This is a genomic window from Nocardiopsis terrae, assembly GCF_014651695.1.
In the GTDB taxonomy this organism is placed as follows: domain Bacteria; phylum Actinomycetota; class Actinomycetes; order Streptosporangiales; family Streptosporangiaceae; genus Nocardiopsis; species Nocardiopsis terrae.
This window is the reverse complement of the sequence record NZ_BMXJ01000003.1, coordinates 277,066-299,793: the sequence shown is the minus strand read 5'-3', so window position 1 is coordinate 299,793 and position 22,728 is coordinate 277,066. Positions and strand designations below refer to the sequence as shown.

At 72.6% G+C, this 22,728-nt stretch carries 17 protein-coding genes; 11 read left to right on the top strand and 6 right to left on the bottom strand.

Annotated features, from left to right (window positions below; all coding sequences use genetic code 11):
* Positions 1 to 7: 7 nt before the first annotated feature.
* Positions 8 to 1,534, bottom strand: coding sequence for an ABC transporter substrate-binding protein (locus IE195_RS09135; RefSeq protein WP_191269599.1), 1,527 nt, complete (start codon positions 1,532 to 1,534; stop codon positions 8 to 10).
* A 139-nt stretch (positions 1,535 to 1,673) separates the two neighbouring features.
* On the opposite strand from IE195_RS09135, the gene IE195_RS09130 reads away from it, so the two are divergent.
* On the top strand, positions 1,674 to 2,693 hold the full coding sequence (locus IE195_RS09130) for an Lrp/AsnC family transcriptional regulator (RefSeq protein WP_191269597.1): 1,020 nt from the start codon (positions 1,674 to 1,676) through the stop codon (positions 2,691 to 2,693).
* Positions 2,694 to 2,761: 68 nt separating this feature from the next.
* Here IE195_RS09130 and IE195_RS09125 read toward each other — a convergent pair whose 3' ends face one another.
* Together IE195_RS09125 and IE195_RS09120 are read right to left on the bottom strand one after the other, a co-directional pair.
* Complete coding sequence (locus tag IE195_RS09125) at positions 2,762 to 4,036, bottom strand: amidohydrolase (RefSeq protein ID WP_191269595.1); 1,275 nt, start codon at positions 4,034 to 4,036, stop codon at positions 2,762 to 2,764.
* Positions 4,037 to 4,429: 393 nt separating this feature from the next.
* Positions 4,430 to 6,310: a serine/threonine protein kinase gene (locus IE195_RS09120; RefSeq protein WP_191269593.1), complete on the bottom strand. Its 1,881-nt coding sequence runs from the start codon at positions 6,308 to 6,310 to the stop codon at positions 4,430 to 4,432.
* Positions 6,311 to 6,583: 273 nt separating this feature from the next.
* On the opposite strand from IE195_RS09120, the gene IE195_RS09115 reads away from it, so the two are divergent.
* From IE195_RS09115 to IE195_RS09100, 4 genes are all read left to right on the top strand, one after another.
* The gene (locus IE195_RS09115) at positions 6,584 to 7,837 is read left to right on the top strand and encodes a cytochrome P450 (RefSeq protein WP_191269591.1); all 1,254 of its coding nucleotides are present in this window, start codon (positions 6,584 to 6,586) and stop codon (positions 7,835 to 7,837) included.
* A gap of 17 nt (positions 7,838 to 7,854) precedes the next feature.
* Positions 7,855 to 9,021 (top strand): endo-1,4-beta-xylanase, encoded by a 1,167-nt coding sequence (locus IE195_RS09110; protein WP_191269589.1) that lies wholly within the window; start codon positions 7,855 to 7,857, stop codon positions 9,019 to 9,021.
* Positions 9,018 to 9,944: an aminoglycoside phosphotransferase family protein gene (locus IE195_RS09105; protein WP_191269587.1), complete on the top strand. Its 927-nt coding sequence runs from the start codon at positions 9,018 to 9,020 to the stop codon at positions 9,942 to 9,944. The genes IE195_RS09110 and IE195_RS09105 overlap by 4 nt, the downstream gene beginning before the upstream one ends.
* Before the next feature lie 72 nt (positions 9,945 to 10,016).
* A complete protein-coding gene (locus tag IE195_RS09100) occupies positions 10,017 to 10,994 on the top strand; it encodes an alpha/beta hydrolase (RefSeq protein WP_191269585.1) in 978 nt (325 codons plus the stop codon).
* On the opposite strand, the gene IE195_RS09095 is transcribed toward IE195_RS09100, so the two are convergent.
* Positions 10,936 to 11,937, bottom strand: coding sequence for an AraC family transcriptional regulator (locus IE195_RS09095; RefSeq protein WP_191269583.1), 1,002 nt, complete (start codon positions 11,935 to 11,937; stop codon positions 10,936 to 10,938). The genes IE195_RS09100 and IE195_RS09095 overlap by 59 nt on opposite strands.
* Positions 11,938 to 12,019: 82 nt before the next feature.
* On the opposite strand from IE195_RS09095, the gene IE195_RS09090 reads away from it, so the two are divergent.
* The gene (locus IE195_RS09090) at positions 12,020 to 12,871 is read left to right on the top strand and encodes an NAD(P)H-binding protein (RefSeq protein WP_225942439.1); all 852 of its coding nucleotides are present in this window, start codon (positions 12,020 to 12,022) and stop codon (positions 12,869 to 12,871) included.
* A 206-nt stretch (positions 12,872 to 13,077) separates the two neighbouring features.
* Here the strand turns inward: IE195_RS09090 and IE195_RS09085 are convergent, their stop codons facing one another.
* Together IE195_RS09085 and IE195_RS09080 are read right to left on the bottom strand one after the other, a co-directional pair.
* Positions 13,078 to 13,782, bottom strand: a complete 705-nt coding sequence (locus IE195_RS09085; protein ID WP_191269581.1) for a pentapeptide repeat-containing protein — start codon at positions 13,780 to 13,782, stop codon at positions 13,078 to 13,080.
* Between the two features lie 70 nt (positions 13,783 to 13,852).
* On the bottom strand, positions 13,853 to 15,430 hold the full coding sequence (locus IE195_RS09080; RefSeq protein WP_191269579.1) for a PucR family transcriptional regulator: 1,578 nt from the start codon (positions 15,428 to 15,430) through the stop codon (positions 13,853 to 13,855).
* Between the two features lie 294 nt (positions 15,431 to 15,724).
* On the opposite strand from IE195_RS09080, the gene IE195_RS09075 reads away from it, so the two are divergent.
* The 5 genes from IE195_RS09075 to IE195_RS09055 all read left to right on the top strand — a co-directional run bounded on the left by IE195_RS09075 (position 15,725) and on the right by IE195_RS09055 (position 22,616).
* Positions 15,725 to 16,594: an FAD binding domain-containing protein gene (locus tag IE195_RS09075; RefSeq protein WP_191269577.1), complete on the top strand. Its 870-nt coding sequence runs from the start codon at positions 15,725 to 15,727 to the stop codon at positions 16,592 to 16,594.
* Complete coding sequence (locus IE195_RS09070) at positions 16,585 to 17,103, top strand: (2Fe-2S)-binding protein (RefSeq protein ID WP_191269575.1); 519 nt, start codon at positions 16,585 to 16,587, stop codon at positions 17,101 to 17,103. The genes IE195_RS09075 and IE195_RS09070 overlap by 10 nt, the downstream gene beginning before the upstream one ends.
* Complete coding sequence (locus tag IE195_RS09065; protein ID WP_191269573.1) at positions 17,100 to 18,458, top strand: 8-oxoguanine deaminase; 1,359 nt, start codon at positions 17,100 to 17,102, stop codon at positions 18,456 to 18,458. Before IE195_RS09070 ends, IE195_RS09065 begins: the two co-directional genes overlap by 4 nt.
* The gene (pucD, locus tag IE195_RS09060) at positions 18,458 to 20,893 is read left to right on the top strand and encodes a xanthine dehydrogenase subunit D (RefSeq protein WP_191269571.1); all 2,436 of its coding nucleotides are present in this window, start codon (positions 18,458 to 18,460) and stop codon (positions 20,891 to 20,893) included. Before IE195_RS09065 ends, pucD begins: the two co-directional genes overlap by 1 nt.
* Before the next feature lie 280 nt (positions 20,894 to 21,173).
* On the top strand, positions 21,174 to 22,616 hold the full coding sequence (locus IE195_RS09055; protein WP_191269568.1) for an NCS2 family permease: 1,443 nt from the start codon (positions 21,174 to 21,176) through the stop codon (positions 22,614 to 22,616).
* Positions 22,617 to 22,728: the final 112 nt, after the last annotated feature.

The following is a 22,728-nucleotide window of genomic DNA, read 5'->3' as shown; positions in this document are numbered from 1 at the left end:
GGCGACCTCAGTCCGTGATCCGCAGGGTGGAGATCTCGACACCGGTGGGGAAGACCGTCGCGCTCACGTGCTCGGCCATCACCCAGCTGACGTCCACCGAGGACAGCGGGACCGCGTGGTGTCCCTCCAGCATCGCCCGCTGCGCGTCCTGCCACGCGGCGCACTGCTCCCCGGTGTCCACGGACGACATCGCGCTTTGGAAGCCTTCGGTCAGACCGGGGCTGTCGACCGCGCCGAAGTTGCGGCCGTCCGGTGGCGGCGGCCCGGTGAGCAGGGACATCGTGGGAGTGAGGGTGCCGCTGGGATTCAGTGCGGCCATCACCGTGACGTCCCAGTCGCCCTCGGCGCCCAGGACCTCGGTCCCCCAGGTGGCGTTGTCCACGTTGCGCAGGTCGATCTGTGCGCCGGCTTCGGCGAGCGCGGCGCGGACGTACTCGTTGCCGGATCCGCCGGCGATCGCGTTCGTGCCGACCAGGCTCATCTCCACGTCGCCGAGGATCCCGGCCGCGGCGTCGGGGTCGGTCTCCGTCAGCAGTGACGCGTCGTCCAGGGCGCACCGGAAGTCCGCGGGGACCACGGTGTTGAGCAGGGTTCCGGCCTCGCTGGTGACCGCGTTGCGGAAGGCATCCGGTTCCACGCTCCGGGCGACCGCCTCCCGCACCCGCGGGTCGGCCCCGGGCCTGCCCTCGCGTTCGTTGAACACCAGGAACATGAACACCGTCGGTCGGGAGACGACGGTGTACTCCCCGGGGTCGAAACGGGCGCTGTCGGCGCCGGTGAAGGCGGCGTAGTCGATCTGGCCGGTCTCCATCTGGTTGGCGACGGTGCTCTCGTTCTCGATCACCTGGAAGGTGATGGTCTCGGGGAACGAGCCCCGGGTACCGAAGTCCGGTGCCCAGTCGTAGTCCTCACGCAGGGAGAAGGTGTACTCCGATCCCCGTTGGGAGTCGGTGAGGGTGTAGGCCCCGGTTCCCGGGGCTCCGCCCGAGGCCAGTTCCTCGGGGTCGGTGGTGCACGGGATCCCGGCCTGTGCGGAGGACAGCCCCGGCAGGAGGCCCGACCAGGGGCTCTCCAGGGTGACGGTGACGGTTCCCGCGTCGGTGTCGGAGGAGATCTCGGGCTCGCCGGGTCCGAAGACGTTGCCGGTGATCGATGAGCCGGTGTCGGGGGAGGCGAGGTACTCCAGGGCCGCCGCCACCGTGTCGGCGTCCAGTGCCGTTCCGTCGGAGCAGGTGACCCCCTCCCTGAGGGTGAACTCCACTTCGGTGGGGCTCTCCTCCCACGACGCGGCCAGTCCAGGGACCGTCTCCCCCTCGGGGTTCGACCGGACCAGGGTGTCGTGGGTCAGGCGTGCGAACTGGTAGTCGGCGGCGACGTTTCCCCGCGCGGGATCGAACGATGTGGCGTCCGCCGTGACGGCGACGCGTACCCGGGACGTGTCGGCGGCGCCCTCCGAGCCGGTGGTGCAGGACGTGAGGGCCGCGGTGGCCAGAACCATGCCGAGCGCCGTCCATCTGCGCGTTGGTCGAGTCACAATGCCTCCTGTGTGGAATGCCCCCGCCTTGTACTGCGTGTCCATTCCCCGGTGGGGTGGACGCCCCAAGCATGACCACGGTCACTGGGTAAGGTGCATTTATTCACGAAAAGGTCATATCGGGTTCGACACTGCACGGATGGGCCGAATGGACGAACTGGACCTCATGATGGTCAACGCCATGCAACTCTCCCCACGCGCGTCGTGGACCGAGCTGGCCGAGCCCCTCGGAGTCGACGCCTCCACGCTCTCGCGCCGGTGGGCGCAGCTCACGGCCGAGGGATTCGCGTGGATCACCTGCTACGTGGGCCCCTCCCAGCTGTCGTGGGGCGGGATGGCGCTGGTGGAGGTCGGCTGCGCCGCCGGCCAGGCCGAGGAGGCCGCGGGAAGGATCGCCCGGTATCCGCACGCGGTGAGCGTGGAGGTCGTCAGTGGAGGCCGGGACCTGCTGGTGACCGTCGCCGCGGTCACCCAGCCGTCGTTGGCCTCCTTCGTCCTCGACGTGCTGCCCCGCGTGTTCGGCGTGCAGTGGGTGCGGACCACGATGATCGTGCGCATGGCGCGCGACGCCGGTTCCTGGCGTCTGGACAGCCTCGACCCGCTCCAGCGCAGGAGGATCGGCGAGGAGCAGACGGAGACGAACGGGCAGCCGCCCTCCCTGGCACCGCACCGGGAGCTCATCCTCGCCCTGGGCGAGGACGGACGGATGCCCTACTCCGAGCTCTCCCGCAGGACGGGGGTCCCCTCCAGCACGCTCAGGCGCAGGATTCCGGAACTGGTGCGGTCGGGGCGGTTGACCATCCGGTGCGACACCGCCGCCCGCGAGGCGGGTTGGCCCGTGCACGTGTCACTGTGGCTGGACGTACCGGTGGAGCGGATCGGCGACGTGTGCGCCGGCCTGGCCGCGATGCCCGAGACGCGGATGTCGGCCCACGTGGCCGGCGGGGCGTCGGCGGTCGCGATCGTCTGGCTGCACCGCCTGGAGGACCTCGCCGACTGGGAGCACCGGGTCGCGGTCGCCCACCCCGGGGTCGGCGTCGTGGACCGGGCGGTGAGCCTGCGCTCGGTCAAACGGACGGGGCGGCTTCTGGACAGGGCGGGCCGCGCCGCCGGCCACGTGCCCATGGACCTGTGGGCGGACCCGGTGTCGGGCCTCTAGGGGCCTTCCGCGGCCGCCGCCCGCGGCCGGAGCGGTGCCCGGGCCACGGGCGGCGGCCGTACGGGACGCTAGTCGGCCGATGCCAGGCAGGACAGGGCCGCGACCGCCATCGCGGCCACTCCGGTGTCGAGCGTTGGCCGACGCACGGGCGCGAACCGGGGAGAGTGGTTGGCGGGGATGTCGCGGTCGGCGGTGCCGGCCCGGTAGGCGCGCAGGAACTCCTCGGGCTCCCATCCCCCCAGCCACCAGTAGTAGAGGGGCGCCCCGGCGGCGTCGGCGATGTACTGCACGTCCTCGCTGCCGGTGACGGGACCGATCTCGTGGACCCGGTCCTCCCCCAGCCGGGCCCGCAGCGCGGCGTTGACCTTCTCCATCAGTACGTCGTCGTTGCGGGTGAGGGGGAAACCGCCCGTGTGGCGGACGTCCGGGTGCCGGGGGGCTCCGGCCGCGTCGGACTCCGCCCGGGCGATGCGCTCGACCGACGCCAGGATCCGTTCGCGCACGGCCGGATCGAAGCTCCGCACGTTCAGTGCCACCTCGGCGGTTTCGGGGATGACGTTGGCCGCCTCGCCCGCGGTGATGGAACCGACGGTCAGGACCGCCCGCTCCCGGGCTGGGATCTCCCGGGAGACGACCATCTGCACGCGCAGTACGAAGGCCGCGGCCGTCAGTACCGGGTCGTTGGCGGCCTCCGGGCGGGAACCGTGCCCGCCGACCCCGTGGAAGGTGATGCGCACCTCGTCGGAAGCGGCCATGGACTCGCCCGGACAGTACGCGGCGTGTCCGGCTGCGAGCGGGGAGACGTGCTGGGCCAGGACGGCGTCCGGGCGCGGTACCCGTTCGTAGAGCCCGTCCTCCACCATGGCGCGTGCGCCGGTTCCGAGTTCCTCCGCCGGCTGGAACAGCGCCACCACCGTCCCCGACCAGTGGTCCCGCGACCGGGCGAGCAGCCGCGCGGCCCCGACCAGGCACGCCACGTGGACGTCGTGGCCGCACGCGTGCATGACCGGGACCCGACGGCCCTCGCGGACACCGGTGGCGTCCGTGGCCGCGTAGTCCAGACCGGTGTCCTCGGCCACGGGAAGGCCGTCCATGTCGGCGCGCAGGAGCACCACCGGGCCCTCACCGTTGCGCAGCAGCCCGACCACACCCGTGCCTCCCACCCCCTCGTGGACCCCGTAGCCGCACGCGCGCAGGCTCCTCGCGGCGATACCCGCGGTTCGGACCTCCTGGAAGCCCAGTTCGGGGTGGCGGTGCAGGTCCTCGTACATCTCCTCCACGTCGGGGGACAGTTCGGGCAGCGGGGCCAGGACCTTCTCCGCTGCGGTCAGTGCGCTCTCCATGTTCGGCTCTCCTCGTGGTGAGGCGGGTGGGAAGCGCTCATTGTGTCTCCGGCCCCGCGGACGCCACCGCCGACCGCACTGATCCGCCCCCGACCGCGCTCCGGGCGCACGTGTGCGCCACCACGGCACCGGAAACGGGTCCTGCCGCGCAGCAGTATCTGCGGGGCCGCGTCGGGCACCGCCCGGCTGGACCGGTAGCTCAGGGGCGGGGCCGGGCCCGCAGCGTGTCCGTCGGCGACGGCTTCCGGACCGTGCGCCGGCGCGGGGTAGCGCATCGGCGGTGGCACTGGGGTCCTCCTCGACGGCCCCGGGGCCGCGCACCCGAGGTACCACCGCCCCCGACACGACGGGGCGGGCCCGGCCGGGCCCGCCCCTGATCCCCACCGGGGCCGGTCAGCCCCAGAAACCGAAGCTGTACAGCAAACCGTTGGTGGCGGCGACGGCCCCCAGCGCCAGCACCGCACCGGTCACGAACGAGGTCCGCAGCGAGCGCACCAGGAACTCCGCCGACACCAGGTTGTTCAGGATGAAGTACCCCAGCATCGTGGCGTGCCAGAACGAGTCCATGCTCCACGGCTCGAAGTAGTAGGCCGCCCCGGTCCACACGTCGGCCTCGGTGGTGAACCACGACCACGCCAGCGCCGCGCCGTAACCGAGCGGGATCTGGATCAGCGGGATGATCAGCAGCGGCAGTAGCTTGACGAAACTCCACAGGCCCGGCTGATCGGCACGGCGCGCCTCCGCCTGGGCCCTCCGGGCCGCCTCCTGCTCGGCACGCATCCGCTCGCGGTGGGCCCGCTCCGCCTCCTGGCGGCGCCGCTGCTCCTGCTGCTGTTCCTGGGCGCGGCGCTGCTGCTCCTGCTGGTGGCGCTGCTGCTCCAGTTGCCGCTGGCGCTGTTCCTCGGCCCTCCGGTACTGCTCCTGCTGCTGATGCTGCTGTTGACGCGGATCGGCCCGCTGCCCGCGGGGCCCGCCGTACAGGTCGGCGTAGGGGTCGTCGTCGACGGGGCGCCCCTGACCGTACTGCCGGGGTTGCTGGTACTGGCCGGGCTGGTGCTGCGTCGGCTGGTACTGGGCCGTGGGCGGGACCTGGCCCGGTTGCCCGGGGACCTGTGTTCCCGGAACCTGCGCCCCGGCCTGCGTTCCCGGAAACTGAGCGGTGGGCTGGTGGGAGGCGCCCTGCTGCTGGCCGCCGAGCACCGAGGTCGCACCGTTCGCCGGGTCCTGGGTGCCGTGGCCGGACGGCGGCACCACCCGGGTGGCCTGGTCGTCACCGAGGGCGCCCGCCGCCGCTGCTCCGGCCGCCGCCCCGGCGGCACCGCCCAGTGCCGCCGCACCACCGGAGCCGAGCACCTCGGTGCGCTGGTGGCCGCCGGTCGCACCGGGCTCCCCCGCCGAGGTCGCCAACGCCTTGTTGACCTTGGCCACCTGTTCGTGCACACCCGTCATCACCGCCGGAGGCAGCCAGGACGGACCGACGTGCACGTCACCCAGGTAGTCCAGGATCTCCCCCGGCCCCGGCCGCCCCCGGGCCTCCTTGGCCAGACAGGCCGCGACCAGGTGACGCAACGACTCCGGAACACCGGACAGGTCCGGCTCCCGGCTGATGATGCGCATGACCATCGTGGGCATGTTGCCCTCGCCGAAGGGCCCGGTGCCGGCCGCCGCGAAGGCGAGCACCGCACCGTAGGCGAACAGGTCGCTGGCGGGCGTGAGCTCCGCGCCCTGCACCTGTTCGGGGCTCATGAACCCCGGCGTGCCGATCACCGACTGTGTGGCCGCGGTGCCGTCGGTGGCCCGCGCGATACCGAAGTCGATCACCCGCGGCCCGTCCTCGGCCAACAGCACGTTGCCCGGTTTGAGGTCACGGTGGATCAGCCCGACCCGGTGGATCTCGGCCAACGCCTCGGCCAGGCCCGCCGCCAGTACCCGCAGGCTCGCCTCCGGCAGCGGCCCGTGTGCCTGGAGCGCCTCGTCCAGCGGCAGCGAAGGCACGTAGGAGGTGACCAGCCAGGGCACCTCGTCGTCGGGACCGGCGTCGATGACCGGTGCGGTGAAGGCCCCGCTGACCTGACGGGCGGCGGTGACCTCGCGGGCAAACCGCTGACGGAAGGAGGGATCCGTGGCAAGGTGTGGATGGATGCGCTTGATCGCGACCGCTCGGCCGCCGGCCGAGCGGCCGAAGAACACCTGACCCATGCCCCCGGCGCCCAGGCGCCCGATCAGCCGGTACCGACCGACCCGCTCCGGATCAGTGCTCTCTAGCGGCCCCAACGTCCTCAACCTCCGGCTCTGCGGCGTCTTCCTACCGAACGGGGCCCCAGTCTAGGGCTTGGCACCCCCGCCCGGACCACCGTCACCGCGCGCGGCCCCGCCGGTGCCGCGGGGTTCGCGCGGCCCCCGGCGGAGCCCCGGAGCGGGGACGCGGCGCCCGGGCCCGGCGCCGGAGTTCCCACCTGGCCACAGACGGCCAACTCCGCGGTACGCCGGTATCGGTGGCGGTGCCGCGCCTAGGGTCGAAGACGTCACCGAGAGGACTCCACAGCCATGCAGATTCTCGACACCCTCCGTACCGACACCCGACTGCGGGTGGCCAACGGCGTGTCATGGCTCACCGCCCAGGGCGGGGACCACCCCAGCCGCCTCCTGCACTGGCCCTGGCGGGAGAACCCCTATCCCACCTACCGGAGGCTGCGCGAACAGGGCCCGCTGGTCTCCAGCCGGCTGCCCTTCCGGACCGCCACCACGCGCGCCGCCGTCGACCAGGTGCTGCGTTCCCGCGACTTCGGCGTGGTCCCGCCCGGGTACACCGAACCCCCCGCACAGTTCAACACCGTCGACCTCTCCTTCCTGCAGATGGACCCGCCCGACCACACCCGGCTGCGCAAACTCGCCCGGCCCGCGTTCAGCCCCCGCAACATGGCCCGGTACCGGGCGCAGATCACGGAGATCACCACCGAACTCCTGGACACGGCCCTGGCCCGCGGCGAGTTCGACCTCATGCGCGACTTCGCCCAGCCCCTGCCCATCACGGTCATCAGCAGGCTCCTGGGCGTCCCCGAACGCGACAACGCCGACTTCGTCCGTATCGGCTACGTGCTCGGCCAGGCACTGGACGGCGCCCGCTCGGCGCGCCAACTGCACCAGATCCGGGACGCGACGGCAGAATTGGAGCTGTTGTTCGAACGCGTGATGGCCGAACGCCGCACCGACCCGCGCGAGGACGTGGTCTCCACCCTGGTCGGGCAGGCCGACGAGGGGGAGTTGACCCCGGCCGAACTGGGTTCGATGTGCCGTCTGCTGCTGCTCGCCGGATTCGAGACCACGGTGAACCTGATCGGGAACGGGGTGATGGCGCTGCTGCGCCACCGGGAACAGTGGGATCGGCTGGTCGCCGACCCCGACCTGGTCACCGGGGCGGTGGAGGAGGTCCTGCGCTACGACGCGCCGGTCCAGCTCACCGGGCGCTGGGCGCACCGGGACACCGACGTGCAGGGCGAGCGGGTCAGGGCCGGTGAACAGGTCATGTGCCTGATCGGGTCGGCCAACCGCGACCCGCGGCACTTCGAGGACCCCGACCGGTTCGACATCACCCGGGCCGACTCCGGTGAGCACCTGGCCTTCTCCAGCGGGATCCACTACTGCCTGGGGGCGCCGCTGGCCCGGCTGGAGGGCGAGATCGCGCTACGGGCCCTGGCCCGGCGGGCCCCGGGGCTGGGTCCGGCCGCGGCACCCGACCGGCGCGCGACCATCACGGTACGGTCCCTGTCCGCCTTCCCGGTCACCACCGGGTACAGGTAGAGGGCGGGGGCGCAGGGGTGCGAGAAGCTGTCCGGAACGGCTGGCGTTCGGCCACACGCGGACGGGGTGTCCTACTGTCGGCGGGGGCGGTGTGCGTGGTCATCTTCCTGGTGGTGGCGATCGTGGTCCTGGTCCTGCCCGGACCGGGCGAGGAACCCGGGAGTGAGCTTCCGGCCTTGGCCGAGGCGCACGGGATCGAACTGGGCGTGGCGGTGGCGGTCAACCCGCTCACGCACGACCCCGGATACCAGGACCTGGTCACCGACCACTACACGTCGGTCACCGCCGAGAACACCATGAAGTGGCAGTACGTCCAACCCGAGCGGTACGAGTTCGACTGGGGCGGCCCCGACGCCGTGGTGGACTTCGCCGAGGACAACGGGCTCTCCGTACGCGGGCACACACTGCTCTGGCACAACCAGCAGCCCGACTGGCTGGCCCGGGGGTCCTTCGACGCCGGTGAGCTGCGCACGGTCATGCGCGAGCACACGGAGGCGCTGCTGGGCCGCTACGAGGGCCGGATCGGCTCCTGGGACGTGATCAACGAACCCTTCGAGGACGACACCCCCGAACTGCGTGAGAACCTGTGGCTGCAGACCCTGGGCGAGGACTACATCGCCGAGGCCCTGCGGACGGCCCACGAGGTGGATCCCCAGGCGAAGCTGTACATCAACGAGTTCGGGGTCGAGGGCGGCGGGGAGAAGGCCGACGCCCTGTACGCACTCGCCTCCGACCTGTTGGAGCAGGGAGCACCGCTGCACGGCATCGGCTTCCAGGGGCACTTCGTCCACGGCAACGTCCCCCCGGACCTGGCCGAGAACATGCAGCGCTTCGCCGACCTGGGCCTGGACGTGGAGATCAGCGAGCTGGACGTGCGCATCCCCGAACCGGTCGGCGAGGAGCAGCTCGCCGAGCAGGCGGAGGAGTACCAGTACGTCATCGAGTCCTGCCTGGCGGTGTCCCGCTGCGTGGGGGTGTCGGTGTGGGGCGTGGCCGACTCGCACTCCTGGATCCCCGAGTGGTTCCCCGGATACACCGCCGCGCTGCCCTTCGACGAGGACTACGCCCCCAAGCCCGCCCTGGGCGGGATGGTCGAGGCGCTCAGCCGCGGCCGACGGACCCAGAGCCGGGGCGGCCCCTCCCGTACCGCCCCGCGTCAGGAACGAAGGAGACCCGCAGGTTGACCGGCCCCACTCCCCCGCTCCCCGTTCCACCGGGCCTCGCCGAGAGCGTCACCGGCTTCTTCGGCCCCGACTGGGCCGAGGCGCTGCCGGGACTGGCCGCCCGCCAGTGCGACCGGTGGGGCCTGCGGCCGACCGGCTACCCGATGCACGGCGCCGTGGCCCTGGCCGTCCCGGTGGAACGCGCCGACGGACGCGCGGCCGTGCTCAAGCTCCAGCCGTGGGACGAGGAGACCGGGGGTGAACCCGCCGCGCTGCGCGCCTGGGACGGCGACGGCGCGGTCCGGCTGCTCGACCACGACCCCCGGACCGGGGCGATGCTGTTGGAGGCGCTGGACCCCGAACAGCGGTTGGAGCGGACGGGGATCGACGAGGCGCTGGAGGTGATCGGCGCCCTGCTGGCCCGGCTGGGCGCGCACCGGGGGCCCGAGGGGGTGCGCGAGCTGGGCGGCATCACCCGGCGCCTGGCCGAACGCGCCGCAGGACCGGCCGTCCGGGAGCGGGCCGGGGCCGCCTGCCGTGCCCGCCTGGACCGGTGGGCGGGGCTGGCCCGGGAACTGGCGGCCGAACCGGGTGACCGGTTGCTGCACTGGGACCTGCACTACGGGAACGTGCTGGCGCCGCTTCCCGGATCGGGGCGGGGCCGGTGGCTGGCGATCGACCCCAAACCGCTGGTGGGAGACCCGTGCTTCGAGCTGTTGCCCGCGCTGCGCAATCGGTGGGAGGAGGCCGGGGCCACCGGGGACGCGGTCCGGGAGACGCGGCGGCGGTTCGACCTGTTGACCGAGGCGGCGGGGTTGGACCGGGAGCGGGCGCGCGCGTGGACCCTGGTCCGGGTCCTACAGGACTCGCTTTGGCGGATGGAGGGCGGGGCCGCCCGGATCCCCCGGGTCCAGGCGGCGGTGGCGCAGGCGCTGGAGGGCTGACGGGCACTGGAGGGAGAGGCGGGCGCTGGAGCATGATGGGAGCGCAACGCCACCCCACCCCCGGAGGCCCCCGTGTCCGTTTCCCCTCAGCCGCGTCCCCCCTTCGACCCCGAACTCGCCGCCGCGCTGGCCGTGCTCGGCGAACAGGTCCCCTCCTCGATCACCCCCGAGATGATCCCGGTCCTGAGAGCGGAGGGCGCCAAGCGGGCACCCGCCCCCGACGAGGACCTGACCGGCGGGGCGTTCGTCGAGGAGGAGCACACCGCCCGGGGTGCGGACGGCACCGAGGTCCCGCTGCTGGTGTGGCGGCCGAAGCAGGCCACTGGGGCCACCGGGACCCTGTACTGGATCCACGGCGGCGGGATGGTCGCCGGAACCCACCGCGGCCGGGAGATCCCGGGGCTGCTGGAGTACGCCCGCGAACTGGACCTGGCCCTGGTCTCGGTGGACTACCGGCTCGCCCCCGAACACCCCCACCCCGCACCGGTCGAGGACTGCTACACCGGCCTGGTGTGGTGGACCGCCAACGCCGCCGGGTTCGGGGCGGATCCGGACCGGCTGGTGGTCGGCGGGAGCAGCGCCGGTGGCGGACTGGCGGCCGCCACCTGCCTGCTCGCCCGGGACCGTGGCGGCCCCTCCGCGCTCGGGCAGCTACTGCTCTGCCCGATGCTGGACGACCGCAACGACTCGGTCTCCGGCCACCAGATGGCCGGGCTGGGCGTGTGGGACCGGGTCTCCAACACCACCGGCTGGGGCGCCCTGCTGGGCGAGCGCGCAGGGGGCCCGGAGGTGTCCCCCTACGCCGCCCCGGCACGGGCGCGGGACCTGTCCGGGCTGCCTCCGGCGTTCCTGGACGTGGGTTCGGCCGAGACCTTCCGCGACGAGGTCGTGGAGTACGCCTCCCGGATCTGGCGGGCGGGCGGCTCCGCGGAACTGCACGTGTGGCCGGGCGGTTTCCACTCCTTCGACGGTTTCGCTCCGGAGGCGGTGCTCAGCCGGTCCGCACGGGAACAGCGTCTTCCGTGGCTGCGCCGGGTGCTGGCGGGTTGAGCTCGGCCGGGGCCGTCGCGCGCCGGTGTGCTGTGGGTGTGGTGCCGCGCAGGCGCTTGAAGGCGGTGCTGAGCGCGAACGCGTTGGCGTAGCCGACCCGGCGGGCGATGACCTCGACGGTGGTGTCGGTGTCGCGGAGCAGGTCGGCGGCGAGGCTGACCCGCCACTCAGCCAGGTAGGACATGGGCGGTGTCCCCGCCAGGGCGCGGAAGTCGCGGGCCAGGGTGGCCCGGGAGACCCCGCAGCGCTCGGCCAGGGCGGCCACGGTCCAGGGGTGGGCGGGCTGGTTGTGCAGCAGGCGCAGTGCCTGCCCCACCACCGGGTCGGCCATGGCGGTGTACCAGGCGGGCGGCTGCGTACCCGGCAGGGAGAACCAGACGCGCAGTTTGGTAATCAGGGCCAGGTCCAGCAGGCGGTCCAGGACCAGTTGCTGGCCGGGGGCCGGGCAGCCGATCTCGGCCTCGATCATCGCCCCCAGCCGGTCGTGGCACTCGTCGGCCGGGACGACCAGGGTCGGGGGCAGGGCGGCGAACAGGCGTCTGCTGAGGTCGCCGGTGACATCGTAGGAGCCGCTCAGCAGCAGGTCGGGGGCGTCCAGGGAGTCACCGTAGGTGCGCAGGCCCAGGGTCGCCTCCTCCTGCAGGGGGTCGCCGTCCGGGCCCAGGCACCGGTTCCCGTCCAGGACCGTGCAGCTGACGGGGGCCTCGGCCGGGTTGGCGACGGTGTGCGGGCCGGGCGCGCGCAGGAGCACCGTGTCCCCTGCGGCCAGGGGCACGGGGGTGTCGTGTTCGGGGACGAGCCAGGCCCTGCCGCGCACCATGGTGACCAGGGTCAGGGGTGAACCGGGGGCGAAACGCAGCGCCCAGGGCGGGGACATGACGGACCGGCTGAACAGCGCCCCTCGGGCGCGGACCCCGTCCAGGAGGTCGGCGAGTGCGTCCATGTCCGCAAGCGTAGACGCTCGGACATCCAGGTGAGCTTCTGGACCATGGATCGTCTCAGCCAGGGGCTGTTGACTCGGAGCCATGACGGAGACGACGAACATGACACGGCCGGTCCTGGTGACCGGCGCGACGGGAATGACCGGCAGCCGGATCCTGGCACAACTGCGCGAGCGAGGGGTACCGGTGCGGGCGGCCTCGCGTTCCTCCGAGTGGAGGTTCGACTGGGCCGAACCGGCCACCTGGGACACGATGCTGGCGGGCGCCGGTTCGGTGTACCTGGTGCAGGACGACTCCGATCCGCGCGTTCCGGAGTTCGTGGAGCGTGCGGTGGCCCACGGGGTGGAGCGGGTGGTCCAGCTGTCGGCGCGCGGGGTCGACCAGCCGGACTACTTCGAGGGGGTGGAGGGCGCTCCCTCGCACCTGCGGGCCGAGGAGGCGGTGAGGGCCAGCGGGCTGGAGTGGACGGTGCTGCGCCCCGGCTGGTTCGCGCAGAACTTGAGCGAGGGATTCCTGACGGACGGGGCGCGCACGGGGGTCATGCGCCTGCCCGTCGGTGAGGGCGCGGCCGCCTGGATCGACGTCGACGACATCGCCGCCGTGGCCGCGGCCGCACTGACCGAGCCCGGCCACCACGGGCGCACCTACGAGCTGAGCGGACCCCGAGCGCTGACCCTGGCCGAGGCCCTGGCGGAGATCTCCGAGGTCCTGGGCAACCCGATCCGCTACGAGCCGGTGTCGGCGGAGGAGTACGTGGCCGACCTCCTGGCCCAGGGCTGGCCCGAGGAGGGCGCCCGGGAGCTGGTCGCGGCGCTCTCGGCCATCCGCCGCGGTCTGGAGTCGAAGGTCTCCCCCGGCGTTCGTGAGGCCCTGGGCCGTGAGCCGCGTGACTTCTCGGCCTACGCCGCCGAGGCCTTCTCCCGTCCGCCGTGGTAGAAGGCCTGAACCACCTCCTGGCCGGGGCGGTGGTGTGCGCCCGCGTGTTCGTCCGGGGTTGGGATTCGGCGAATCGGAGTCACACCTTTACGACGTAGATTTTTAATGGCGGCCAGGGGGCGGGGGCGATCGGGTCGGGGCGCCCTCATACGGCTCCCCGGCCCGGTGTCCGCGCACGGCCTCCCTGCCCGGGGCGACCCCTGCGCCTACTCCGCGACGGTGATGCCCAGGGAGCCCAGGATCATCCCGGCCTGGGCGGGGCTGATGGTGGCCCCGCGCAGGAACCCGGCCTGCTGCAGTTCGAACTCCCCCAGGTCCGCGCCGCGCAGGTCGGCCCCGGCGAACTTCGCGTGCACCAGGTTGGCGCCGCGCAGCCGCGACTCCGCCCACACGGTCTCGCGCAGGTCGGCCGAGGCCAGGTCCGCCTCGTCCATCCGCAGCCCCTCCAGGACCTGGCCGCGCAGGACCAGCCCCTTGCAGCGTGCCAGCATCAGGTTGCACTGGGAGAAGGTGTAACCGATCCCCCGCAGCGAGGTCAGCCCGGCGCCGGTCAGCCGGCACCCGGTGAAGGCGGTGTCGGTCAGCAGGGCGCCCTGCCAGCGGGTGTTGGCCAGGTCCATGCGCTCGAAACGGGTGTCGGTGCAGTCGGTGTGCGAGAGGTTCGCCCCCGAGGCCCCTCCCCCGGTGAACACCGCGCCCTCCAGGACCGCGCGCTCCAGGCGCGCCCCGTCCAGACGGCAGTCGACCAACCGCGCGTCCACCAGATGGGCGTCGCGCAGGTCGGACCCGCTCAGGTCGCAGCGGGTCAGGACGCGCGGGGCGCCCGGGTCCCGGGCCAGCGCCTCACGCAGGTCGAGTTCGGACAGGTCGGCGTCGGTGGTCTCGGCCGCAGCGAGAAGGTCGGTGCTCACGGGCCGGACCCTAACGGCAGACGGTGACAGAACGGGTTCCGCCACCGCTGCGGCACCCGGCCCCCGGTGCTCAGTCGCGCAGTTTCAGGGCCAGGAACAGGTCGACGCGGTGTTCGAGGCTGCTCAGGTCGCGGCCGGTGAGCTCCTCGACGCGGCCGATCCGGTAGCGCAGGGTGTTGACGTGCACGTGCATGGCGGCGGCGCAGCGCTGCCAGGAACCCGAATAGGACAGGAACTGCTCCAGGGTGTCCACGAGCTCCGAGCGGTGGTCGCGGTCGTAGTCGACCAGGGGCCCCAGCAGCCGTTCGCGGTAGGAGGTCTGCACCTCCTCCGGCACCGAGGCCAACAGGAGTTCGTGCGAGTCGATCTCGGCACCCGCGATCACCCGGGAACGGCCGCCGCGCAGCTCGGCCAGGCGGCGGGCGTGGCGGGCCTCCACGGCGGCCCCGCGCAGCTCGGGCACGCCCGTGGCCGCCGAGCTCAGCCCGACGGCGAGCCGGTAGTCGAGCAGGCCGCCGTCCAGTACCCGGGCGCGTTGGACCAGTTCGGCGCGGATGGTCTCGGCGCGGGCCCGGGCCTGGTGGTCGGAGCCCTCGACCGGGATCACGGCGAGGGTGTCGTTCTCACCGGTGACGAAGGCGCCCGGATGGTCGGCGACGAGTTCGGCGACCACCCGGCGCGCCAGGTCGGGTACGCGCGGCTCGGGGAGCATCATGGCACTGACCACGACGTGCGCGCGGTCCTCGGGTTCCTCGCCGTCGCCGGTGCCGCGCATGAGGGCGGTGACCTCGTCGAAGCGCTGGGCCGCCAGCAGGCGGGGCAGGCCCTCCAGGTGGCGGGCGGTGGTCAGGGAGCGCTCCTCGTCACGGCTGCGCGCCAGGACCCCGACGGAGACGAGTTCGGCGACGGACTCGTGCTCCTCCTCGGCCCAGGCGGCGTGGTCGCCGGTACAGACCAGCAGCCAACTGGCGAGCGGGTGCGACTCCTTGGTGCTGATCGGCAGGACGGTCAGGGTGCGCCCCTCCCCACCGGAGGAGACGCGGGTGGTGTGTGGAAAGGCCGACCAGGTCAGAGCCTTGGCCGCGATGTTCTCCCGGTCCTCGGCGGGCAGCGGGGCGCCGGAGGAGGCCACCTGTCTGCCGCTGGAGGAGATCACCCAGGCGGTGAGCCCGGCCTGCTCGGCGGCGGAGGCGAAGGCCTCGGGGAAGTTCGCTCCGGAGGCGACCTCGGCCATGACCCGGCGGTGCCGGTCCCGTGTCTCGGCGATGGTGGTGAAGCGGCGCTGGGTGAGGGAGCGCAGCACCTCCTCGGTGACCACGCCGAAGGAGGTCTCCGGGGGGATCTCGACGAGGGGGACGTCGTGGGCCTCGCAGGCCGCGACCAGGTCCTGGGGAACCTCGCCCAGGGCGGTGCCGGCCCCCACGGCCAGGGCCCCGGCGCCGACCAGCGACGCCACGAAGGTCTCGGAGTCCTCGGGGCGGGTACGCCACATCATGCCGGTGAGGACGAGCTCTCCGCCGCGCAGGTAGCGGGCGGGTTCCAGCAGGTCAGTGGTGTAGGCCCACCGGATGTCGCGGTGGGCGTGCTCAGCGCCCGCCAGGAACCGCAGGTGCAGTCGCTTGACGGCGAGCAGCTCACTGATCTGCATGGACTTCCCTCTGTAGGTCGGGTGGGCCGAACCCCACCGCTGGTGTCTTCGTATCAGGACAGTGTGCACGGGGACGGGGACGCGCGGCACCAGGTCCGATGGTCCTCGCTGTCAGCAACGACGACACTTGTAGGAAACGCCCAACGGTGACCGTTCGTTCCATGATCACTTCATGTCATCACTGGCTGGTCGGGCGCAGCCGGCGAGTGCTGTACTTCACATGATCGCCCCGACCAACGAGGGGTCACGACACACCCAGGCGACCAGACCGCACTGCGCAGGACGAGGACGAGCATGGAATTCGTGAGGCCATCCACGCTGGTGGAGGCCCTAGAGGCCAGGAGCGCCCACCCCGACGGCGTGCCCATCATGGGCGGTACCGACGTGATGGTGGAAATGAACTTCGACAAGCGCCGGCCCTCGGCGCTGATCGACCTGACACGGGTCCCGGAGCTGACCGAGTGGGGGGTGGACGGCGACCACACCCGTCTGGGCGCCGGGGTTCCCTACACCCGGATCATCGAGCACCTGTCCGGGAGTGCGCCCGCGCTGGCCAAGGCCTCGCGTTCGGTGGCCTCCCCGCAGATCCGCAACCGGGGCACGGTCGGCGGCAACCTCGGCGGGGCCTCCCCCGCGGGCGAGTCCCACCCGCCGCTGCTGGCCACGGACGCCGTGATCGAGCTCGCCTCCGTGCGCGGCACCCGCCGGGTCCGGGCCCGCGACTTCTACCTGTCCTTCCGCACCACCGCGCTGCGTGAGGACGAGCTGATCACCGCGGTGCTGCTGCCCCGGGCCCCGGGCCCGCAGCAGTTCGCCAAGATCGGCACCCGCAACGCGATGGTGATCGCGGTGACCTCCTTCAGCCTGGCGCTGGACGCCGAGAGGCGTGCGGTGGGCACCGGGATCGGTTCGGCCGGGCCGACGCCGCTGCGTTCGGAGGCGGCCGAGGAGTTCCTGGAGGCCGAGTTCGACTGGGAGGACGGCCGTCCGCTCGCGGAGCCCGTGGTCCGCCGGTTCGGCGAGCTCGTGGCCGCCGCCGCCCGCCCCATCGACGACCAGCGCGGAACCGCCGAGTACCGCAGGCACGCCCTGTCGGTCATGGCCCGCCGCGCGCTGAGCTGGTCCGTCACCGACTACCGGAAGGGAGCCACGCGATGCGCGTGAGTTTCAACGTCAACGGCGAGGACGTCACGGCCGACAACGTGTGGCCGGGCGAGAGCCTGCTGTACGTACTGCGTGAGCGCCTGGGGCTGCCGGGCAGCAAGAACGCCTGCGAGCAGGGCGAGTGCGGTTCGTGCACGGTCTACTTCGACGGTGTGACCGCGTGTTCGTGCATGATCGCCGCCGGGCAGGCCGAGGGGCGCGAGGTACGCACCGTCGAGAGCCTGGCCGAGGGGTCCGGCAAGGGCGGTGACCGCGCGCTGGGCACCGTCCAGGAGGCGTTCGTCGAGGCGGGCGCCGTGCAGTGCGGGTTCTGCACACCCGGCCTGCTGGTGCAGACCGACGACCTGCTGGAGCGTACGGTGGGCGCGGGCGGGCAGGCGCCCGGCGACGCAGAGATCCGGGAGGCCCTGGCGGGCAACCTGTGCCGCTGCACCGGGTACGAGAAGATCATCGACGCCGTGCACCTGGCAGCGGCACGGCGCGCCGAGGCCGCCGGGAGCAGCTCATGAGCCGGACCGTGGTCATCGAGGGCGCCCACGTCGTGACCGTGGACGGCCCGGAGTACGCCGACGGCCACGTGGTGGTGCGCGACGGGCGGATCACCGCGGTGGGCCCCGGCCCCGCCCCGCGGGTCGAGGAGGGGGCCGAGCGGGTCGACGGGCGCGGCTGCGTGGCCACGCCGGGCCTGGTCAACACGCACAACCACCTGTACCAGTGGGCCACCCAGGGGCTGTTCGCCGACGGGACCCTCTTCGAGTGGCTGGTGGGTTCCTACGAGATCTGGCACCGCCTCGACGCCGGGGTGGTGTCGGGGACGACCTCGGCGGGGCTGGCCCACCTGGCGCTGTCGGGGTGCACGACCGCCTCCGACCACCACTACATCTTCCCCTCCGGCCGCGGTGACATCGCCGCCGCCGAGGTCGAGGCCGCCCGTGAGGTCGGTATCCGCCTGGACCTGGCCCGCGGGTCGATGGACCGGGGCAAGAGCCAGGGCGGTCTGCCGCCGGACAGCGTGGTCGAGACCCTGGAGGGAGCGCTCGCCGGCACCGCAGCGGCGATCGACGCCCACCACGACGCCTCCTTCGACTCCATGACCCGGGTCGCGGTGGCGCCGTGCTCGCCGTTCTCGGTCTCCCGGGAGCTCATGGTCGAGGGTGCCGCCCTGGCCAGGGAGAAGGGCGTCCGGCTGCACACCCACCTCGCCGAGACCGTCGACGAGGAGGAGCAGTGCCTGGCCGAGTTCGGGTGCACCCCCGTGGAGTACGCCGAGAAGCTCGGCTGGCTCGGCGAGGACGTGTGGTTCGCGCACGCCGTGCACCTGTCGGACGCGGCGATCGGCCGGATCGCGGCGACCGGCACCGGTATCGCCCACTGCCCGACCTCGAACGCCCGTCTGGGCGCGGGGATCTGCCGGGTGACCGAGCTGCTCGAAGCCGGTGCCCGGGTGGGACTGGGCGTGGACGGCCCGGCCTCCAGCGAACTGACGCTGATGGCCGGCGAGATGCACCAGGCGCTGATGATGGCGCGGGCCCGCAAGGGGCCGCAGGCGCTGAGCGCACGCCAGTCCCTGGAGTTGGCCACCCTGGGCGGAGCCCGGGTGCTGGGCCGGGACGCGGAGCTGGGTTCGCTGTCGGCGGGCAAGGTCGGCGACGTGGCCCTGTGGCGTGTGGACGGCTTCGGCTACGACGTGATCGCCGACCCGGTGGTGGCGCTGACCTTCGGTCCCGTCCCGCCGCTGGAGCGGCTCCTGGTCGGCGGGAACACCGTCGTCGACCGCGGCGAGCTGCGCACCCTTTCCGCCGAGACCGCTGCCGCCCGGGGCCGTGCGGCGCACCGATCCCTCATCCAGGAGGTGAGTCGCTGATGAAGGCGACGACCCGGACCGTGACCACGGACCTGTCCAGCACCACCAGGGACGGGCTGGGCGCCAGCCCGCGCCGTCCCGACGGAACACTGAAGGTCACCGGCGAGTTCGCCTACTCCTCGGACCTGTGGATGGAGGGCATGCTGTGGGGCGCGACCCTGCGCAGCCCCCATCCGCACGCCAGGATCCTGGGCATCGACATCACCGAGGCCCTGAAGCTGCCCGGTGTGGAGGCGGTGCTCACCCACGAGGACGTGCCCGGTGAGAAGCGCTACGGCCTGGAGTTCCAGGACCAGCCGGTACTCGCCTTCGACAAGGTGCGGTACAAGGGCGAGGCGGTGGCCGTGGTGGCCGCCGACCACCCCGAGACGGCGCGCCGGGCGATGGAGCGCATCAGGGTCGACTACGAGGTCCTGCCCCCGGTGAGCGACTCGCTGCGGGCCGCCCACGACCCCGAGTATCCGCTGGTCCACGAGGAGGGCACCCTGCCCGTCCACGAGGAGTACCACCAGCGCGGCAACCGGGTGCGCCACCAGCCGATCCGTACCGGCGACTTCGTCGGCGTGGCCGAGTCGGGCGAGGGCCAGCAGGAGGTGCTGGAGCGCCTGCGCGCCCGGGCCGATGCCGTCGTGGAGACCGAGTACGAGGTCGGCATGCAGGACCAGGCCTTCCTCGGCCCGGAGTCGGGGATGGCCGTGCCCGCCGAGGACGGCGGTGTGGACCTGTACGTGGCCACGCAGTGGCTGCACGTGGACCAGAAGCAGATCGGCCCGGCCCTGGGGCTTCCCCAGGACAAGGTGCGGCTGACCCTGGCCGGGGTGGGCGGCGCCTTCGGCGCCCGCGAGGACCTGTCGATGCAGATCCACGCGTGCATGCTGGCGCTGCGCACCGGCAAGCCGGTGAAGTTCGTGTACAACCGCGAGGAGTCCTTCTACGGCCACGTGCACCGGCACCCGGCCAAGATGCGCTTCGAGCACGGCGCCAGGGCCGACGGGACGCTGCTGTACGCCACGCTGGAGATCGTCGTGGACGGCGGGGCCTACGCCTCGGCGACGCCCGCGGTGGTGGGGGTGGCCTCCTCGCTGGGCATCGGCCCCTACGAGGTCCCGAACGTGCTGGTGGACGCCTACGGCGTGTACACCACCAACCCGCCGTGCGGCGCCATGCGCGGTTTCGGCGCGGTGCAGGCCTGCTTCGGCTACGAGTCCCAGATGGACAAGCTCGCTGAGAAGCTGGGGATGCACCCGGTGGAGCTGCGGGTGCGCAACGCCATGTCGCAGGGCTCGCGGATCATCACCGGCCAGGAGATCGACATGCCGCTGCCGATGGCGGAGATGCTGGAGCGGTGCCGTGACCTGCCGATGCCGGTGGAGCGGACCGCGTTGGAAGACCCCGCCGACCAGCGCACCCTGCCGGGCGGCGTGGCCGGGACCACCCGCGGCGAGGGCGTGGTGCGCGGCGTGGGTTACGGGGTCGGCCTCAAGAACCTGTGCTTCTCGGAGGGCTTCGACGACTACTCCACCGCCCGGGTCCGGATGGAGATCGTGGCCGGCGAGCCGGTGGTGCTGGTGCACACGGCCGCGGCGGAGGTCGGCCAGGGGCTGGTGACGGTCAAGGGCCAGATCGCGCGGACCGAGCTGGGTGTGGAGAAGGTGGCCATCGCCCCCTCCGACACCCAGGTGGGTTCGGCCGGTTCGTCCTCGGCCTCCCGGCAGTCGTACATGACCGGCGGCGCCGTCAAGATGGCCTGTGAGGCGGTACGCGAGTCGGTGTTCGCGCTGGCGCGCGAGCGCGGGATCATCCCGGAGTCGGTACCCGACGCCGAGCTGTCCCTGACCGGCGGCAAGGTCGTGTCCCGGAGCGCCGGGGCGCTGGTGTCCCTGGCTGATCTGCTGGGCGACTCCGCCAGCGGCGGCACCGTCGTCGAGGAGACCCGCGAGCACCACCACCGTCCCACCGAGATGCTCGACCCCACCCTCGGCCAGGGCGCCTCGCACACCCAGTTCGGGATGTGCGTGCACCGCGCCGTGGTGGACGTGGACGTGGATCTGGGCCTGGTGAAGGTGGTGGCCCTGGACGCGGTCCAGGACGTGGGCAAGGTCCTGCACCCGCAGCAGCTGGCCGGGCAGATCCAGGGCGGTTCCGCCCAGGGGCTGGGGCTGGCTCTGATGGAGGAGATCCAGGTCAAGGACAGCGAGATCCGCAACCCGTCCTTCACCGACTACCTGATCCCGACCATCCTGGACATGCCGCCGATGCGCATCGACGTGCTCGAACACCCCGACCCGCACGCCCCGTACGGGCTGCGGGGCGCGGGCGAGCCGCCGACGCTGTCCTCGACCCCGGCGATCGTGGCCGCGGTGCGCGACGCGACCAAGCGTCCGCTGACGCACGCCCCGGTGCGGCCGGAGGACATCGTGGGCATCGACCTGTGAATCCCGGCCGCAGCGCCGGCTGACACCCGGGCCGGAGGGGCGGCGCCAGTGCCCGTCGCCCCTCCCCCTGCGCGTTCCGCGGAGACCGCTCGCCGAACGGCGGCGCGTGTGCTCGCCGGACACGCCCGAAGACGCCCGCCCCGGACCCCCGACGCCCTCGGCCCCGGGGCGGGTCGCCAGGACAGTGCCGTCCCGGCGCCAACCAAGTTTGACTACTTTCCGTAGCAAACCCCCCACACACGGCTATTAACGCTGTGCTCATATCCCTCCAGGAGGGGACGTGACCAAACTCAACGACACCGGTTCGCGGCCGCAACCGCGGGCCGGTACGGATCGATCCTGGCTCGACCGCTTCTTCTTCGTCACCGAGCGGGGCTCCACCTTCGGGCAGGAGGTCCGCGGCGGCCTGACCACGTTCATGGCGATGGCCTACATCATCGTCCTGAACCCGATCATCCTCAGCGGCGTGACCGACGTGAACGGTGACCAGCTCTCGGCCGGGCAGCTGACCACCATGACCGCCCTGGCCGCCGGGCTGGTCACCATCATGATGGGCGTGGTCGGCCGGGCGCCGATCGCCTGCGCGGCCGCCCTCGGCGTGATGGCCGTGGTGGCCTACCAGGCGGCGCCGGTGATGGCCTGGCCCGAGGTGATGGGCCTGGTCGTCTGGCAGGGCGTCGCCATCATCCTGATGGTGGTCACCGGGGTGCGCACCGCGGTGATGAACGCGCTCCCGCACAACCTCAAGCTGGCCATCGGTGTCGGTATCGGCCTGTTCGTGTCGCTGATCGGCCTGACCAACGCCGGTTTCGTCAGCGCGGGCGAGGGCGGCAGCCTGCTGCAGCTCGGCTCCGCGGGCGGCGGCGGACACCTGAACGGCTGGCCGATCCTGGTGTTCGTGGCCGGACTCGTCCTGGCCAGTGTGCTGCTGGCGCGCAACGTGCCCGGCGCGATCTTCTACGGCATCGTCGGGGCGACCGTGTTCGCGGTGCTCGTGCACTTCGTGATGCGGCTGGACGCCGACGCCTGGGGCGGCGGCGTCCCCGAACTGCCCTCCAGCCCCGTGTCCACACCCGACTTCGGCCTGCTGTTCCAGGTGGACATGTTCGGCGCCTGGACCTCCGCCGGGCCCACCACCGCCGGGGTCATCCTGTTCACCCTGGTGCTGGCCGGGTTCTTCGACGCGCTGGGCACCATCCTGGCGATCGGCACCAAGGCGAACATCGCCGACGCGGACGGGCAGATGCCCCGGGTCAACCAGATCCTGGTCACCGACGGCGCCGGGGCGGTGACCGGCGGTCTGACCAGTTCCTCGGCGACGCTGGTGTTCGTGGAGTCCACCGCGGGGGTGAGCGAGGGCGCGCGGACCGGTCTGGCCAGCGTGGTCACCGGCCTGCTCTTCCTCAGCGCGGTCTTCTTCGCCCCGGTCTTCGGCATGGTGCCCGCCGAGGCGGCGTCCGTGGCGATGGTGCTGGTCGGCGCCATGATGATGATGCACGTGGGCCAGATCGCGTGGTCGGACATCTCGGTGTCCATCCCCGCCTTCCTGACCATCGCGATGATGCCGTTCGCCTACGACATCGCCAGCGGTATCGGGATCGGGATCATCTCGCACACCCTGATCAAGTCCGCGCAGGGCAGGTTCCGCGAGGTCGGCTGGCTGATGTGGGTCCTGAGCGCGGTGTTCGCCTTCCACTTCGCGATGCACGCGCTCGGTTTGTAGCCGCAACCGCGGCCGGGGAGCCCGGACCACCGGAGAACGCGGTCCGGGCTCCCCGGGTGTCCGGGGCCGGCGGTAAGCACACTGTGGCCCGGCGGCGAGGCCCGCGGACGGC

Bases quoted from the DNA above. Each gene is read 5' to 3' on its own strand.
- IE195_RS09125 (WP_191269595.1), bottom strand. From the start codon at position 4,036: ATGGAGAGCGCACTGACCGCAGCGGAGAAGGTCCTGGCCCCGCTGCCC.
- IE195_RS09070 (WP_191269575.1), top strand. From the start codon at position 16,585: ATGCGCGTGAGTTTCAACGTCAACGGCGAGGACGTCACGGCCGACAAC.
- IE195_RS09095 (WP_191269583.1), bottom strand. From the start codon at position 11,937: ATGGACGCACTCGCCGACCTCCTGGACGGGGTCCGCGCCCGAGGGGCG.
- IE195_RS09065 (WP_191269573.1), top strand. From the start codon at position 17,100: ATGAGCCGGACCGTGGTCATCGAGGGCGCCCACGTCGTGACCGTGGAC.
- IE195_RS09080 (WP_191269579.1), bottom strand. From the start codon at position 15,430: ATGCAGATCAGTGAGCTGCTCGCCGTCAAGCGACTGCACCTGCGGTTC.
- pucD (WP_191269571.1), top strand. From the start codon at position 18,458: ATGAAGGCGACGACCCGGACCGTGACCACGGACCTGTCCAGCACCACC.
- IE195_RS09075 (WP_191269577.1), top strand. From the start codon at position 15,725: ATGGAATTCGTGAGGCCATCCACGCTGGTGGAGGCCCTAGAGGCCAGG.
- IE195_RS09130 (WP_191269597.1), top strand. From the start codon at position 1,674: ATGGGCCGAATGGACGAACTGGACCTCATGATGGTCAACGCCATGCAA.
- IE195_RS09115 (WP_191269591.1), top strand. From the start codon at position 6,584: ATGCAGATTCTCGACACCCTCCGTACCGACACCCGACTGCGGGTGGCC.
- IE195_RS09090 (WP_225942439.1), top strand. From the start codon at position 12,020: ATGACGGAGACGACGAACATGACACGGCCGGTCCTGGTGACCGGCGCG.